General features: G+C 64.9%; 12 protein-coding genes and 1 other RNA gene. 7 read left to right on the top strand and 6 right to left on the bottom strand.

Features of this window, described 5'->3' with window-relative positions; all coding sequences use genetic code 11:
* The first annotated feature begins 33 nt into the window (after window positions 1-33).
* The 3 genes from ubiG (at window position 34) to LE190_RS19460 (ending at window position 2,281) form a co-directional block, all read left to right on the top strand.
* Entirely contained in the window at window positions 34-735 is a 702-nt protein-coding gene (gene ubiG / locus LE190_RS19470; RefSeq protein ID WP_225240257.1) for a bifunctional 2-polyprenyl-6-hydroxyphenol methylase/3-demethylubiquinol 3-O-methyltransferase UbiG, read from the top strand.
* A gap of 26 nt (window positions 736-761) precedes the next feature.
* Window positions 762-1,472: an HAD family hydrolase gene (locus LE190_RS19465; protein ID WP_225240256.1), complete on the top strand. Its 711-nt coding sequence runs from the start codon at window positions 762-764 to the stop codon at window positions 1,470-1,472.
* A 140-nt stretch (window positions 1,473-1,612) separates the two neighbouring features.
* The gene (locus tag LE190_RS19460; protein ID WP_225240330.1) at window positions 1,613-2,281 is read left to right on the top strand and encodes a glycine zipper 2TM domain-containing protein; all 669 of its coding nucleotides are present in this window, start codon (window positions 1,613-1,615) and stop codon (window positions 2,279-2,281) included.
* A 32-nt stretch (window positions 2,282-2,313) separates the two neighbouring features.
* On the opposite strand, the gene LE190_RS19455 is transcribed toward LE190_RS19460, so the two are convergent.
* Complete coding sequence (locus LE190_RS19455; RefSeq protein WP_225240255.1) at window positions 2,314-3,171, bottom strand: class I SAM-dependent methyltransferase; 858 nt, start codon at window positions 3,169-3,171, stop codon at window positions 2,314-2,316.
* 165 nt (window positions 3,172-3,336) lie between these two features.
* Between LE190_RS19455 and ssrA the strand changes: the two genes are divergently transcribed.
* Window positions 3,337-3,695, top strand: a transfer-messenger RNA (tmRNA) gene (gene ssrA, locus LE190_RS19450).
* Window positions 3,696-3,911: 216 nt separating this feature from the next.
* On the opposite strand, the gene LE190_RS19445 is transcribed toward ssrA, so the two are convergent.
* On the bottom strand, window positions 3,912-4,535 hold the full coding sequence (locus LE190_RS19445; RefSeq protein ID WP_225240254.1) for a type 1 glutamine amidotransferase domain-containing protein: 624 nt from the start codon (window positions 4,533-4,535) through the stop codon (window positions 3,912-3,914).
* 154 nt (window positions 4,536-4,689) lie between these two features.
* Here LE190_RS19445 and LE190_RS19440 point away from each other — a divergent pair, with 154 nt between their 5' ends.
* On the top strand, window positions 4,690-6,120 hold the full coding sequence (locus LE190_RS19440) for an MATE family efflux transporter (RefSeq protein WP_225240253.1): 1,431 nt from the start codon (window positions 4,690-4,692) through the stop codon (window positions 6,118-6,120).
* A gap of 70 nt (window positions 6,121-6,190) precedes the next feature.
* On the top strand, window positions 6,191-8,422 hold the full coding sequence (locus LE190_RS19435) for a S9 family peptidase (RefSeq protein WP_225240252.1): 2,232 nt from the start codon (window positions 6,191-6,193) through the stop codon (window positions 8,420-8,422).
* A 123-nt stretch (window positions 8,423-8,545) separates the two neighbouring features.
* Here the strand turns inward: LE190_RS19435 and LE190_RS19430 are convergent, their stop codons facing one another.
* Entirely contained in the window at window positions 8,546-8,749 is a 204-nt protein-coding gene (locus LE190_RS19430) for a CsbD family protein (RefSeq protein WP_229517394.1), read from the bottom strand.
* 176 nt (window positions 8,750-8,925) lie between these two features.
* On the opposite strand from LE190_RS19430, the gene LE190_RS19425 reads away from it, so the two are divergent.
* Window positions 8,926-10,011 carry an AI-2E family transporter gene (locus LE190_RS19425; RefSeq protein WP_225240251.1) on the top strand — a complete coding sequence of 362 codons (1,086 nt, stop codon included), beginning with the start codon at window positions 8,926-8,928 and terminating at the stop codon, window positions 10,009-10,011.
* 54 nt (window positions 10,012-10,065) lie between these two features.
* Here LE190_RS19425 and LE190_RS19420 read toward each other — a convergent pair whose 3' ends face one another.
* The 3 genes from LE190_RS19420 to LE190_RS19410 all read right to left on the bottom strand — a co-directional run bounded on the left by LE190_RS19420 (window position 10,066) and on the right by LE190_RS19410 (window position 13,066).
* Complete coding sequence (locus tag LE190_RS19420; RefSeq protein WP_225240250.1) at window positions 10,066-10,242, bottom strand: CsbD family protein; 177 nt, start codon at window positions 10,240-10,242, stop codon at window positions 10,066-10,068.
* A gap of 70 nt (window positions 10,243-10,312) precedes the next feature.
* Entirely contained in the window at window positions 10,313-10,930 is a 618-nt protein-coding gene (locus LE190_RS19415) for a class I SAM-dependent DNA methyltransferase (RefSeq protein WP_225240249.1), read from the bottom strand.
* 84 nt (window positions 10,931-11,014) lie between these two features.
* Window positions 11,015-13,066 (bottom strand): M13 family metallopeptidase, encoded by a 2,052-nt coding sequence (locus tag LE190_RS19410; RefSeq protein ID WP_225240248.1) that lies wholly within the window; start codon window positions 13,064-13,066, stop codon window positions 11,015-11,017.
* Window positions 13,067-13,108: the final 42 nt, after the last annotated feature.

Here is a 13,108-nt window from a genome sequence, read left to right as displayed (position 1 = left end):
CGTGACCTGCGCCATTTCCAGTATGATCCGAGTATGAACACGAACGCAGACCCCTTAGAAATCCAGAAATTCAGTGAACTGGCCCACCGCTGGTGGGACCCGACGTCCGAATTCCGCCCGCTGCACGAGATCAATCCGCTGCGCCTGGAGTGGATCAATGCGCGCGCCCCGCTGCTGGGCAAGAACGTGATCGACATCGGCTGCGGCGGCGGCGTGCTGTCCGAAGCGATGGCACGCAAGGGCGCCAAGGTGACCGGCATCGACCTGTCGAAGAAGGCCCTGAAGGTGGCCGACCTGCACAGCCTGGAGTCGGGCGTGGAAGTGCGCTACAAGCACATCGCGGCGGAAGACATGGCGCTGGAAGAACCGGGCCAGTTCGACGTCGTCACCTGCATGGAAATGCTCGAGCACGTGCCGGATCCGGCCTCGATCGTGCGCGCCGCCGCCACCCTGGTCAAGCCGGGCGGCCACGTGTTCTTCTCGACGCTGAACCGCAATCCGAAGTCCTATCTGTTCGCGGTGATCGGCGCGGAATACGTGCTGCGCATGCTGCCGCGCGGGACCCACGACTATGCCAAGTTCATCACCCCGGCCGAGCTGTCGCAGTTCGCCCGTCAGGCCGGCCTGCAGGTCGACGGCTTGAAAGGCCTGACCTACAATCCGCTGACCAAGATCTATTCCCTCAACAACGACACCGACGTCAACTACATGGTGGCGTGCAGCAAACCGGTTTAACCTTTCGCCCTTTTCGCCCTTTCTACATGACTCTCCCGACCGTCCTGCCGGCACCGCGTGCCATCCTGTTCGACCTCGATGGCACCCTGGCCGACACCGCGCCCGACCTCGCGGCCGCCGTCAACTGGCTGCGCACCGAGCGCGGCCTGCCGCCGACCCCGTATTCGGTGCTGCGTCCCACCGCTTCCGCCGGCGCGCGCGGCATGATCGGTGCGGCCTTCGGGCTGGCACCCGGCGACGAGGGTTACGAAGAGCTGCGCATGCAGTGGTTCGACCGCTACCAGGAAACCATGGCCGTGCACAGTTCGCTGTTCGGGGGCGTGACCGAACTGCTGGTCGGGATCGAACAGGCCGGCATGAGCTGGGGGATCGTCACCAACAAGCCGGCCCGCTTCACCGATCCGCTGATCCCGCAGATCGGCCTGTCGCATGCGGGCTGCGTGGTGTCCGGCGACACCACCGGCTTTCCCAAGCCCCACCCCGCCCCGCTGCTGGAAGGCGCGCGCCGCCTGGGCGTGGCGCCGGAACAATGCTGGTACGTGGGTGACGACAAGCGCGATGTCGAAGCCGGCCATGCCGCCGGCATGGTCACCGTGGCCTGCAACTGGGGCTACTGCGGCGCCGTCGAGCCATCCACCTGGGGTGCGCACTACCTGCTCGACACCCCGACCGACCTGCTGCAAACCCTGCGCAGCGTGCTCGACGCCGCACGCCTGGCAGCCGAGCCGGCCGCCTGATTCTCTTCCCCGCAGCGGGCCGGACAGCTTCCGGCCCGCTTACATCTCTTTACGACTGATACAGGCTCAGGTCTAGTTCCGGGTCGTGCTCGCCGGTAATCTACTCCCATACGACAACACAACGTCTCACGGAGAAGAACATGCAAACTACCCAAGGCCTCAACCGCATCCACCCGCTGATGGCCGCCGCCGCCGTCTCGGTCGTCATCGTCAGCCTGACCGGCGCCGCCGCCATCACCGGCCTGCTGCCGAGCTCGAAGAGCGCCGCCGACCTGCCGCCGGCCCCGCTGGCCGCCGCCACGCCCTACAACCAGCCGGGCATGGTCCCGATGACGAACGCCCAGGGCCAGGTCGTGATGGTGCCGGCCGCCGCCCTGCAAGCCCAGCCGGCCGGCGCGCCGCTGTCGGCCACCCCGGTAACGCCGCAACTGGCGAGCCAGCTCGCCGCCGGCACCGCGCCGCAGCTGGCCATGCCGGTCGCCGCCGCCCAGCCGGTCGCCTATGCGCAGCCGGCGCCGCAGCCGGCGCCGGTGGTGGTCAAGGAAGTGATCCGCGAAAAGCCGGTCGTGAAAGTGGTCGAGAAAACCCGCGTGGTGCATGCCAAGCCGAGCGAGCCGCGCTACGTGCAGCAGGCGGCACCGGCCCCGGCACCGGCCCAGCCGAACTATGTCGGCATCGGCACCGGCGCCGTGATCGGCGGCCTGATCGGCAACCAGATCGGCGGCGGCAATGGCAAGAAGCTGGCGACCGTGGCCGGCATCATCGGTGGCGGCATGCTCGGCAACGAGATCGCCAACCGCAACCGCTAAGCCGCTTCCCCTTTACCAAACCGCAGGCGTAGTCAGCCTGCGGTTTTTTTTCGGAAGATGCAGACGATGATGTCGCTCGGGAAGATCCGCAGCACGGGAATCGCGCACATGGCCGCGAGGTACTGCAGCCAGAGGGACAGCGGCGACACCTTGCCGGCATAGCTCAGGCGCTCGCGCAGGCCCTTGGCGCGCAGGGCCGGCAGCTCGGCGCAGTCGACCAGTTCGAAGCCCTGCCCCGCCACCAGCGTCGCCAGGTTGGCCGGACTAAAATAGTGGACGTGGAGAGAAGGCATGTCCTTCTGCCACAGGCGCTCGAACGGCATGCGCCAGCCCAGCCGGGCCATGCATTTCGAAAAGCGGTAGAAGAAGCCGCGGCTGCTCGGCAGGTTAAGGATCAGGATGCCGTCCTGCTCCAGGTGCTGCCGGCAGGCGCCGAGGGCGCTGCGGATATCCGGGATATGTTCGATGACGTCGTTGAAAACGATGACATCGAAGCGCTCGTCGTCCTGCAACACGTCGGGAAAGAAACCTGCCCGCACCGGCAGGCCGCGGCTGGCTGCGCGCGATCCGACCACGGCATCGGGCTCGATGCCGAGCACCGCGAAATCCTCGCGTGCCGTTTCCAGGAACCAGCCATGGGCGCTGCCCACGTCGAGCAGGCTGCGCGCCCCGGGGGGCGCATGGCGCCTGGCGTACTGCACGATAGCGCGGAAATTCTCCAGCCGCAGTGCCTTCAGCGCCGCTTCGCGCTCGGCTTCGTTGATCTCGACCTCGGTCTGCTTGTTGATGGCGACGGACAGGGCCGCGCTTTCGTAATGGCATGCCGGGCAGGTAGCGTGCCATGACGCAATGCCGGCTGTTTGGGTGTTACCGCAGACGATGCAAACCATGTTCATCCTTGTCGAAAAAAGCGGATACCGACCGTGTAGCCGGGCCATGATATTGCACTTCCCGCATGATGTGAGGGTATCTTCGGTCCTACTTGACATTAAGCGCGGTCTAAGCCACAGACCTGCACGCAGCGGCAAATTGCAGTACAATGAAACCCTCTCGTTGGGGGCGACCTGGTTTCGACGTGGGTTGCAAAGCAGCGCAGGGCATACCGAGGACTGGTTACCTCGTAAATACATCCAGAAATCAATAACTGCAAACGATAACTCGTACGCACTCGCAGCTTAATTGCTGCTAGGTCCACACCACCTCGCCCCTGGGGTGTACCGCAAGGTTCGTGGACTCATTTACAGGGGCTCGCAGTAGGCCGGGTCACTTGGTCGACTGTTAAATCATAGGTGACTCGCCTGTCCAAAGGGTGCACATCCCCGTTGTCCAGGTTAAATTAATTGATAGTGCTAAGTATGTAGAACTGTCTGTAGAGTGCTTGCGGACGCGGGTTCGATTCCCGCCGCCTCCACCAACCTCTTCCGAAAAGCCGCTGATTCGTCAGCGGCTTTTCTTTTTTCAATGCGTTAATTTGATTTGCCGTACTAGCTTCCGGCTGTACCGTTGAATGCTCACGTTACAGTACTGACTCCAGCCTCTTCAGATGCTTGCAACAACATGTAGCCGCGCCAGGGCCCGGGGCGTCTGTTGGCGCCCAGGCTCACCTGCACGGCTGGCGCTCGCATCCACATCAAGACGTCGGCCCCGGATCCGACCCCGCCTGCTGGATCACCATCAACTCCTTCATCAGCGCTTCATTGAAGGCCGGAATATCCTCCGGCTTGCGGCTCGTGACCAGCTTGCCGTCCACCACCACCTCGTCGTCCGTCCATTCCGCCCCCGCTGCCTTCAGGTCATCCTGGATCGCCGGATAGCTGGTCAGATGCTTCGACTGCGCGATGCCGGCGTCGATCAGGGGCCACGGTCCGTGGCAGATCGCGGCGATCGGCTTGTCGGCCTCGTCGAAGGCCTTGATGAAGGCGATCGCTTCGGGAATCCGGCGCAGCTGCTTCGGATTCTCCTCGCCGCCTGGCAACAGCAGCGCATCGAAATTCCTGGCGTCGGCCTGGGCCAGGCCCAGTTCCACCTTGAACCGGTCCCCCGGCTGGTCGTGGTTCATGCCCTGCACTTCCTCGCCCGCACCCTTGGGCGCGACCAGCGTAACCCGCACGCCTTTCTGCTCGAGGAAAGCGCGTGGCGCCGTGTATTCCACCTGCTCGACCCCATCGGTCATCAGGACAGCGACCCGCCTGCCAACCAGGTCCTGTTCGCTCACCAGGTCCAGGTGATCGCCCGCGTTCACGATATTGCCCATATGTCCTCCTGTCTGCTTGTCTGGTCGAATCGATTGTAGGTCGCCCCCGGGGCGGGCGTCGCGCGGGTCGCACCCGACCGGCCTGTCCTGTTCATGCCCGCCGGCAGCTTAGCCAGTAAAATGGCGGGCTTACCAGGAACAAGAATCGAAGGCCATGACCAGCACCCCACCCGCCCACGTCGCGCCGGTACGCGCCGAAATCGCCACCCTGTGGCGCCTGTCCTGGCCGATGCTGGTCGGCCAGCTGGCCACCGTCGGCATGGGCGTGGCCGACGTCGCCATGACGGGCCACGTCAGCGCCGAGGAACTGGCCGCCGTCTCGCTCGGCACCTCGATCTGGTCGATCGTGCTGGTGACCGTGATGGGCACCATGATGGCGATTAATACCGTGGTCGCCCACGAAATCGGCGCCGCGCGCTACGACCAGATCCCGCATTCCGTGCGCCAGTCGATGTGGAAGGGCCTGCTCGTGGGCCTGGTCGCCATGCTGTTCGCCAACCTGTGCACCCTGCTGTTCGACCATGTCGGGCTGGACCAGCACGTGGCCGACCGCGCCGCGCTGTTCCTGCACGTGATCAGCGCCGGCATGCCGGCCTTCGCCTGCTACCGCGCCCTGTATGGCTACACGACCAGCATCAACCAGACCAAGCCGATCATGTGGATCGCCATTTTCGGGCTGCTGTTCAATGTGCTGTCGAACTGGCTGCTGGTCTATGGTAACTGGGGTTTCCCGCGCCTGGGCGCGGTCGGCTGCGCGGTGTCCACGGCGGTGGGCATGTGGCTGATGCTGGGCGCCATGGTCTTCTGGGTCAAGGTTTCGCCGGCCTACCGCATGACCTATCCCTTCACCGGATGGGAAGGACCGGACTGGAAGGAGATCGGCGCCATGCTGCGCCTCGGCCTGCCGATCGGTGTCACCTATTTCGCCGAGGTCAGCGCCTTCGCCCTGATCAGCCTGCTTGTAGCCCGTTTCGGCGTGGTGGCCGTGTCGGCGCACCAGGTGGCCCTGAACTTCGCTTCCCTGGTATTCATGGTGCCGCTCAGCTTCTCGATCGGCATGATGACCCGCGTCGGCCAGGCCATGGGCGAAGGCGATCCGGTACGCGCCCGCTTCGTCGGCTGGGTGGGAGTGGGCATGGCGGTGGCGTTCGGCGCCCTGTCGGCGCTGTTCATCGCCATCTTCCGCTGGGAGATCGCGGCCATCTACACCTCCGACCCGGCGGTACAGGCTGCCTGCGCCCACTTGCTGCTGCTGGCCGCCCTGTTCCAGCTTTCCGACGCGACCCAGGTGGCAACCGCCTCGGCGATCCGCGGCTACCAGGTGACGCGCGCGCCGATGATCATCCAGCTGCTGGCCTTCTGGGGCGTGTCGCTGCCGCTCGGCTGCATCCTGGGCCTGGCGCCGGGCTGGTTCCCGTGGACGCCGGCGGCGCCGATGTCCACCACCGGTTTCTGGATCGGCCTGGTCGTCGCGCTGACCATCGCCGCGATGCTGCTCACCTGGTCCTTCGAGAAGCTGGCGCGCCAGCGCATCCGGGATGGTGCGGCACCCCGCGGAGGCAAACACATGGCGGCGCATGTGTAGTTACAGCTTTTCGGGGCGGTCTCTGGTATCGTTCCGCAGTTGTCGTAAATTAATTTATATCAGAGACCTCATGCGCCCTTCCCTGCTCCTCTCGACCGCTTTCGCGGTCGCCCTCGCGGCTGCTCCCGCCATGGCTGAACGCCTGACGCTGGACCGCATCTACGGTGATCCAGCCCTGGCCGGCCCCGGCGTGCGCAACCTGCGCGTGTCGCCCGACGGCGAACGCGTCACCTTCCTGCGCGGCCGCAGCGACAACCAGTACCAGCTGGACCTGTGGGAATACAACATGAAGACCAAGAGCACCCAGCGCCTGGTCGATTCCAAGCGCCTGGTGCCGAATGAGGAGCTGTCGCTGGAAGAAAAGGCGCGCCGCGAGCGCGCCCGTACCGCCGGCCTGTCGGGCATCCTGACCTATAACTGGTCGCCGGATGGCAAGCAGCTCTTGGTGCCGATCGGCGGCGACCTGTTCCTGGTCGACGCGGCGAAACCGGACGCGCCGCGCAAGGTCGCTTCGGGCAACGTGACCGATCCGAAGATCTCGCCGAAGGGTCGCTACGTCTCCTTCGTGCGCAACCAGAACCTGGTCGTGATCGACCTGCAGACCGGCGCCGAGCGCCAGCTGACGCTTGATGGCAAGGGCACCGTCCACAATGGCGAGGCGGAATTCGTCGCGCAGGAAGAGATGGACCAGCATACCGGCTACTACTGGGCGCCGGACGATTCCGCGATCGCCTACCGCCGCTATGATGAAAAACCGGTCCCGGTGGTGCGCCGCTTCGAGATCTTCGCCGACCGCACCGAAGTGATCGACCAGCACTACCCGGCCGCCGGGGACCCGAACGTGCTGATCGAGCTGATGATCGTCAACCCGGCCACCGGCCAGCAGCGCAAGGTGGACCTGGGTGCCGAGAAAGACATCTACCTGGTGCGCGCCGATTTCAGCGCCGACGCCAAGACCTTGGTCTACCAGCGCCAGACGCGCGACCAGAAGCGCCTCGACCTGGTGGCCGTGGACGTCGACACCCTGGCCCAGCGCCCGCTCCTGACCGAAACCTCGAAGACCTGGGTCGAGATCCACAACGACCTGCGCTTCCTGAAGAACAAGAAAGCCTTCATCTGGGCTTCCGAGCGCAGCGGCTACAAGCACCTCTACCTGTACGGCCTGGACGGCAAGCTGCAGGTTCCGCTGTCGAAGGGCAACTGGGGCGTGGACAGCGTGCTGGCGGTGGATGAAGCCGGCGGCAAGGTCTATGTGTCGTCGGGCAAGGATGCGATCATCGACAAGCAGACCTATGCGCTCAAGCTGGACGGCAGCAATGCGGCCACGCCGACCCGCATCACGTCCGGCGACGGCTGGCACGACGCCGCGTTCGCTGGGAACGGCAAGATCTTCGTCGATACCTACTCGAACCCGACCACCCCGCCGCAAGTGTCGATCCGCCGCGCCGACGGCACGATGGTGGAATGGCTCGAGAAGAACGAACTGAACGCGAACCACCCATACGGCAAGTACATCGCGGACCACCTGCCCACCGAATACGGCACGATGAAGGCCAAGGATGGCCAGACCTTGCACTATTCGATCATCAAGCCTGCCAATTTCGATGCGGGCAAGCGCTACCCGGTGTTCCTGTTCACCTATGGCGGTCCGCACTCGCAGCGCGTGACCCGTGCCTGGGGCAATTATTTTGACCAGTACATGGCGCAGCAGGGCTTCGTGGTGTTCCGCCTGGATAACCGCGGTTCGGGCCGCCGCGAGCGCGCCTTCACCGACGTCATCTACAACAAGCTCGGCCACCACGAGGTCGAAGACCAGGTGACCGGCATCGACTGGCTGGCCCGGCAAAGCTTCGTCGATCCGAAGCGCATCGGCGTGTTCGGCTGGAGCTATGGCGGCTTCATGACGCTGCGCCTGCTGTCGGCGGCATCAAGCAAGATCGCGATGGGCGTGTCGGTGGCGCCGGTGACCGACTGGGCACTGTACGACACCCACTACACCGAGCAGTTCGTGGGCGGCACGCCGAAGTCGGATCCGGAAGCGTATGCGCGCAGCGGCGTTTTCGCGCACCTGGACGGCATGAAGTCGCCGCTGCTGCTGATTCACGGCATGGCGGACGACAACGTCCTGTTCACCAACACCACCCGCCTGATCGACGAGCTGGTCAAGCGTAACGTGCAGTTCGACCTGATGACCTATCCGGGCGCCAAGCACGGCATCTCGGGCAAGACCAACCAGCGCCACGTGTATGGCCTGATCGAGGCCTTCTTCAAGAAGAACCTCGGCGCAACGGCAGCGAAGTAAGCGGGTTTCCGCCTATGCAAACAGCCGCCCGCGGGCGGCTGTTTGCATTTCAGCGCGCCTCAAACAACAACAGCCGCACTCGGGCGGCTGTCGTGGGCGCGCGAAAGCGCGTCAATGCACGAATCAGTGCGGGCGGCGCGCGGCGTCGTCCAGCGTGTTTTCCACTTTTTCCTGTGCATCGCCCATCGTCTTCTGGGTCTTGCCTTCGACCTTGGTCGCCTTGCCCTTGGCTTCCTGGGTTGGGCTGTCGATCGCATCACCGAATTCTTCCTGGATCTTGCCACCGATTTCTTTCAGTTTGCCCTTGACTTGATTTTCGTTAATCATGGTCTTCTCCTTGAATTCACATGTCCGGATGGCCATGCACGGGTACAGAATACGGCGGCGTTCACATCCCTTCTGTTCGTGTCCGCACATTGCACAAATGTCAGTATTTGCGCGACTCCAATGCGCTGGCGATGCTAATCTTTTGGCAACACGACCACGCCCCGAGAGGCCGAGCCATGAACGAACATCAGAAAGAAGACGCTGTCGACCCGCCGCCCACGCAACGCCGGGTTGCCAAACGGGTCACCATGATCAGCGGAATCGCCATCCTCTTCATTGCCCTGGCCGCCGCGGTCGTACTCGCCGCCGATGCCTTGCTGCTGATCTTTGCCTGCATCCTGTGCGCGATCCTGTTCTACAAGCTGAGCGAGATCCTGGCACGCCGTTTCCCTATGAACCGCACGGTCGCGCTCGTCATTGTCGTAGCCGCCCTGCTCGGCATCATCGGGATCGGCAGCTGGGCCATGGCGCCCCAGATCTCCGAGCAGTCCACCAAGCTGGCGCAGGAGGTACCGGCTGCGGTCGAGCGTTTGAAGACGACGGTCGAGCAGCACCCGATCATGAAGCGGGTCGTGGCGGAACTGCCGCCCCCAGAGCAGATCGTCAAGCAGATGGGGGATATGGTGCCGAACGCAGGCCTGTTCTTTGGCGGCGTGATCGGCGCGCTGGGCAACATCGTCATCATCCTGTTCGTCGGCATCTATTTCGCCGCCAGTCCCCATACCTACACCGCCGGCGCGATTCGCCTGGTTCCGAAAGCCAGGCGCAGCCGCGCCCGCGAGGTGCAGCAGGAGCTGGGGAACACGCTGGCAAGCTGGCTGCTGGGCAAGTCGGCGTCGATGCTGATCGTTGGCGTGGCAACCTCGATCGGCCTGAGCCTGCTGGGCGTGCCGCTTGCCCTGATCCTCGGCATCATCGCCGGTCTGCTCGATTTCATCCCCTACCTCGGCCCGATCATGGCTGGCGTGCCGGCGGTGCTGCTGGCGCTGTCGATCAGTCCCGACCTGGCGCTGTACACGGTACTGCTGTTCCTCGGCATCCAGCTCATCGAGGGCTACGCGCTGCAGCCGCTGATCGAAGCCAAGGCGGTCGACCTGCCGCCGGCCCTGGTGATCGTGATGCAGCTGATCTTCGGGACCCTGTTCGGCTTCGCCGGCGTGGCCCTGGCGACGCCGCTCGCGGCCACGCTCTCGGTGCTGGTCAGGATGCTGTACATCGAAGACATACTGGATGACCGAACGGCGCAGAAGCGAAGTCCCTAGGCGCTGGAAAACACAAGGCCGCGCACTGCGCGGCCTTGTGCCTGGTGGGCGGGACTAGCGGTTGCCCTTGACGATGTCTTTCGCGTCACCGACCTTTTCCTGCACCTTGCCTTCGGCCTGGTTGGACACGCCTTCGCGCTGGGCCTGGCGGTTGCCGACGGCTTCGCCAACCTTTTCCTGGATCTTGCCGCCGACATCCTTGGCCTTGCCCTTGATCTGGTCCTCGTTCATGGAGCACCCTCCTCGTTGGTGGATCGAAACCCCACCATAGGCTCCAAACCCCGCCAACTCTGTTCGCCAATTAACACACAGGCTTGCGCCAGACGCTCGCCAGCCAGGGCTGCTGGTCGCGCGGCAAACCGGCCGGACGGTAGTAATGATGCAGAGGAACAAAGCCAGCGCTGGTGAGGTAGCGTTCCCAGGCGGCGTAGTCGTGGTAGCTGCCGTAGCGCGGGCCATTCCAGCCTTCGCGGTTGTCCCCGCGCGGGTTCGAGCTGAACAGCACCCCGCCCGGTTTCAGCGTGCCGTACAGCCGTGCCAGCACGTCCGGCAAGGCGGCCGCCGGCACGTGGAACAGCGAGGCGTTGGCAAAAACGCCGTCGAATCGGGCGGCCGGCAAGTCGAGCTCCAGGAAATCCTGGTGCCAGACTTCGCAGCCGCTGTACTGCCTCGCCATCTCGACGAAACGGCTGCTGCCGTCGATACCGATGGCCTGGTGGCCGAGCTCGGTGAACGCCTTGAGGTCGCGCCCCGGACCACAGCCGAGGTCGAGGATCGTGAACGGCGCAGCCGACTCGATGGCTTGGAGCAGCGCATCGATGTTCTGGCTGACGTCGTGGTCGATGGTGCCGGCGAAGAAGGTGTCCGCGGTCTGGTCGTAGTGGGCCAGGGTGCGGTGGGTGATGTCGTGCAGGTCCATGCCCGTATTATCGCCGAGACGGCGGCGCCGGGCAGCGCACACCGCACAACCTGCGCACCGGCGCAGGTCGTGCGGGTTGCCGGCTTACCAGACGCGCACGCGCTGCTCCGGCGCCAGGTACAGCTTCTGCCCCGGCTTGACGTCGAAGGCATCGTACCAGGCGTCCAGGTTACGCACGGTGTAGGTGCGGTACTGGCCCGGCGCATGACCGTCGGTCAGCACGGTGCGGCGCAGCGAGGCTTCGCGCATCTTGGTGCGCCAGGCCTGGCCGTAGCCGGTGAAGAAGGCGCGGTCGCCCTCCACGCCGCCCGCCTTGCCGCTCGGCGCCGCCTTGAAGGCGTCGTAGGCCGCGGCCAGGCCGGCCAGGTCGGACAGGTTCTCGCTCAGCGTCAGCTGGCCGTTGATGGCCAGGTCGTCGAAGGGCTTGTAGCCGTTGTACTGCTCCACCAGCTTGTGCGACGCGGTCTTGAAGTGGGCCAGGTCTTCCTTGGTCCACCAGTCGCGCAGGCGCCCCTGGGCGTCGAACTGGGCGCCCAGGTCGTCAAAGCTGTGGCTGATCTCGTGGCCGATCACCGAGCCGATCGCGCCGTAGTTGTGCGCGTCGGACGCCTTCGGATCGTAGAACGGCGGCTGCAGGATCGCGGCCGGGAAGTTCAGCGCGTTCTGCAGCGGCAGGTTGACCGCGTTCACCAGCTGGGGCGGCATGGCCCAGTCGGTCTTCTTCGGTTTCTGCTTGAGCTTGGCGAGCTGCTGGGCATAGTAGAACTCCTGGGCGCGCATCACGTTGCCCAGCGCGTCGGTCGGCGAGACCTGCAGGCCGGCGTAGGATTTCCATTCGTCCGGATAGCCCACGCCCACGTACATGGTGCGCACCTTTTCCTTGGCCTGGGCGCGGGTCGAAGGCGCCATCCAGTCCAGCTTGTCGATGCGGCGCTCGAAGGCCTGCTTGATGTTGGCGACCATCTTCTGGATCTGCGCCTTGTTCTCGGCCGGGAAGTACCTGGCCACGTACAGCTTGCCGACCGCTTCGTCCATCGCACCGTTGGTGGCGGCCAGCGCGCGCTTCCAGCGCGCCGACTGCTGCGGCGAGCCGGTCAGGCCCTTGCCGTAGAACTCGAAGCGCAGGTCGGCATAGGCTTTCGGCAGCGTGCTGGAGAACTGGTTCAGGCTGTGGAAGGCCAGGTAGTCCTTCCAGGTGGCCAGGTCGGTGGCAGCCACCTGCGCGGCCGCACCCTTGAGCGCGCCAGGATGGTAGGCGATGAAGCGGTCCTGGCGGTCCAGGCGCGCGCCCTGCAGGAAGGCGTTCCAGTCCATGCCCGGGGCCCTGGCCGCGAAGTCCTTCCTGGCCCAGACGTTGTTGGCCTTCAGGATGTCGCTCGACTCTTCGCGGCTGGCGTGGCTTTGCGCCAGTTCCGATTCCAGCGCGAAGATCTTCGCCGCGCGCGCCTCCACGTTGTCGTAGCCGGCCAGCTTCAGCATCGCGCCGATGTACTGCTGGTACTTGCCGCGCAGCTCGGCCATCTTCGGGCTGTTGTCGAGGTAGTAGGCGCGGTCCGGCAGTCCCAGGCCACCCTGCAGCAGATAAGGCAGGTTGCGTCCCGGTTCGCTCAGTCCCTGGTTGATCCACACGCCGAACAGGTTCGGCGTCTCGAAATCGGTGGCGTTCAGCGGGTCGACGTCGGCGCGCAGGAATTCACCCAGCACGCGCGCCAGGCTGCTGCGGTCCTTGATCGCGGCGATCTTTTCCAGGCGCGGCTTGAGCGGGGACAGGCCGGCCGCTTCGATCGCCGCCTCGTTCATGTAGGCGCTGTAGAAATCGGCCACCTTGCGCGCCTCGGCGCTGGCCGACTTGCTGGCGCCCGCTTCCTCGATCAGCTTGACGATGCGGCCGTTGTTGTCCTCGGCCAGCGCGCCCATCGCGCCCCAGGAGCCGCGGTCGGCCGGGATCTCGGTGCTGGCCATCCACTCGCCATTGACGTAGGCATAGAAGTCGTCGCCCGGCAGCGCCGCAGCGGGCCTGGCGGCCGCAGGCTTGGCCGCAGCGGCCTGCCCCGCGGCCTGGACCGGAGAAATGGCGGCCGCACCGCACAGGGCAAGAGTGATGGCGATCTTGATCGGAGTCCAACTGGTATTCATGGTTTCCCTTCTGTTGTCAGTGGTTCTGTGTCCTGTGGTTCT

It is taken from the genome of Massilia hydrophila, assembly GCF_020208145.1.
Lineage (GTDB): Bacteria > Pseudomonadota > Gammaproteobacteria > Burkholderiales > Burkholderiaceae_D > Telluria > Telluria hydrophila.
Note: the sequence above shows the minus strand (reverse complement) of the source record. Positions and strands in the feature narration are given on the sequence as shown.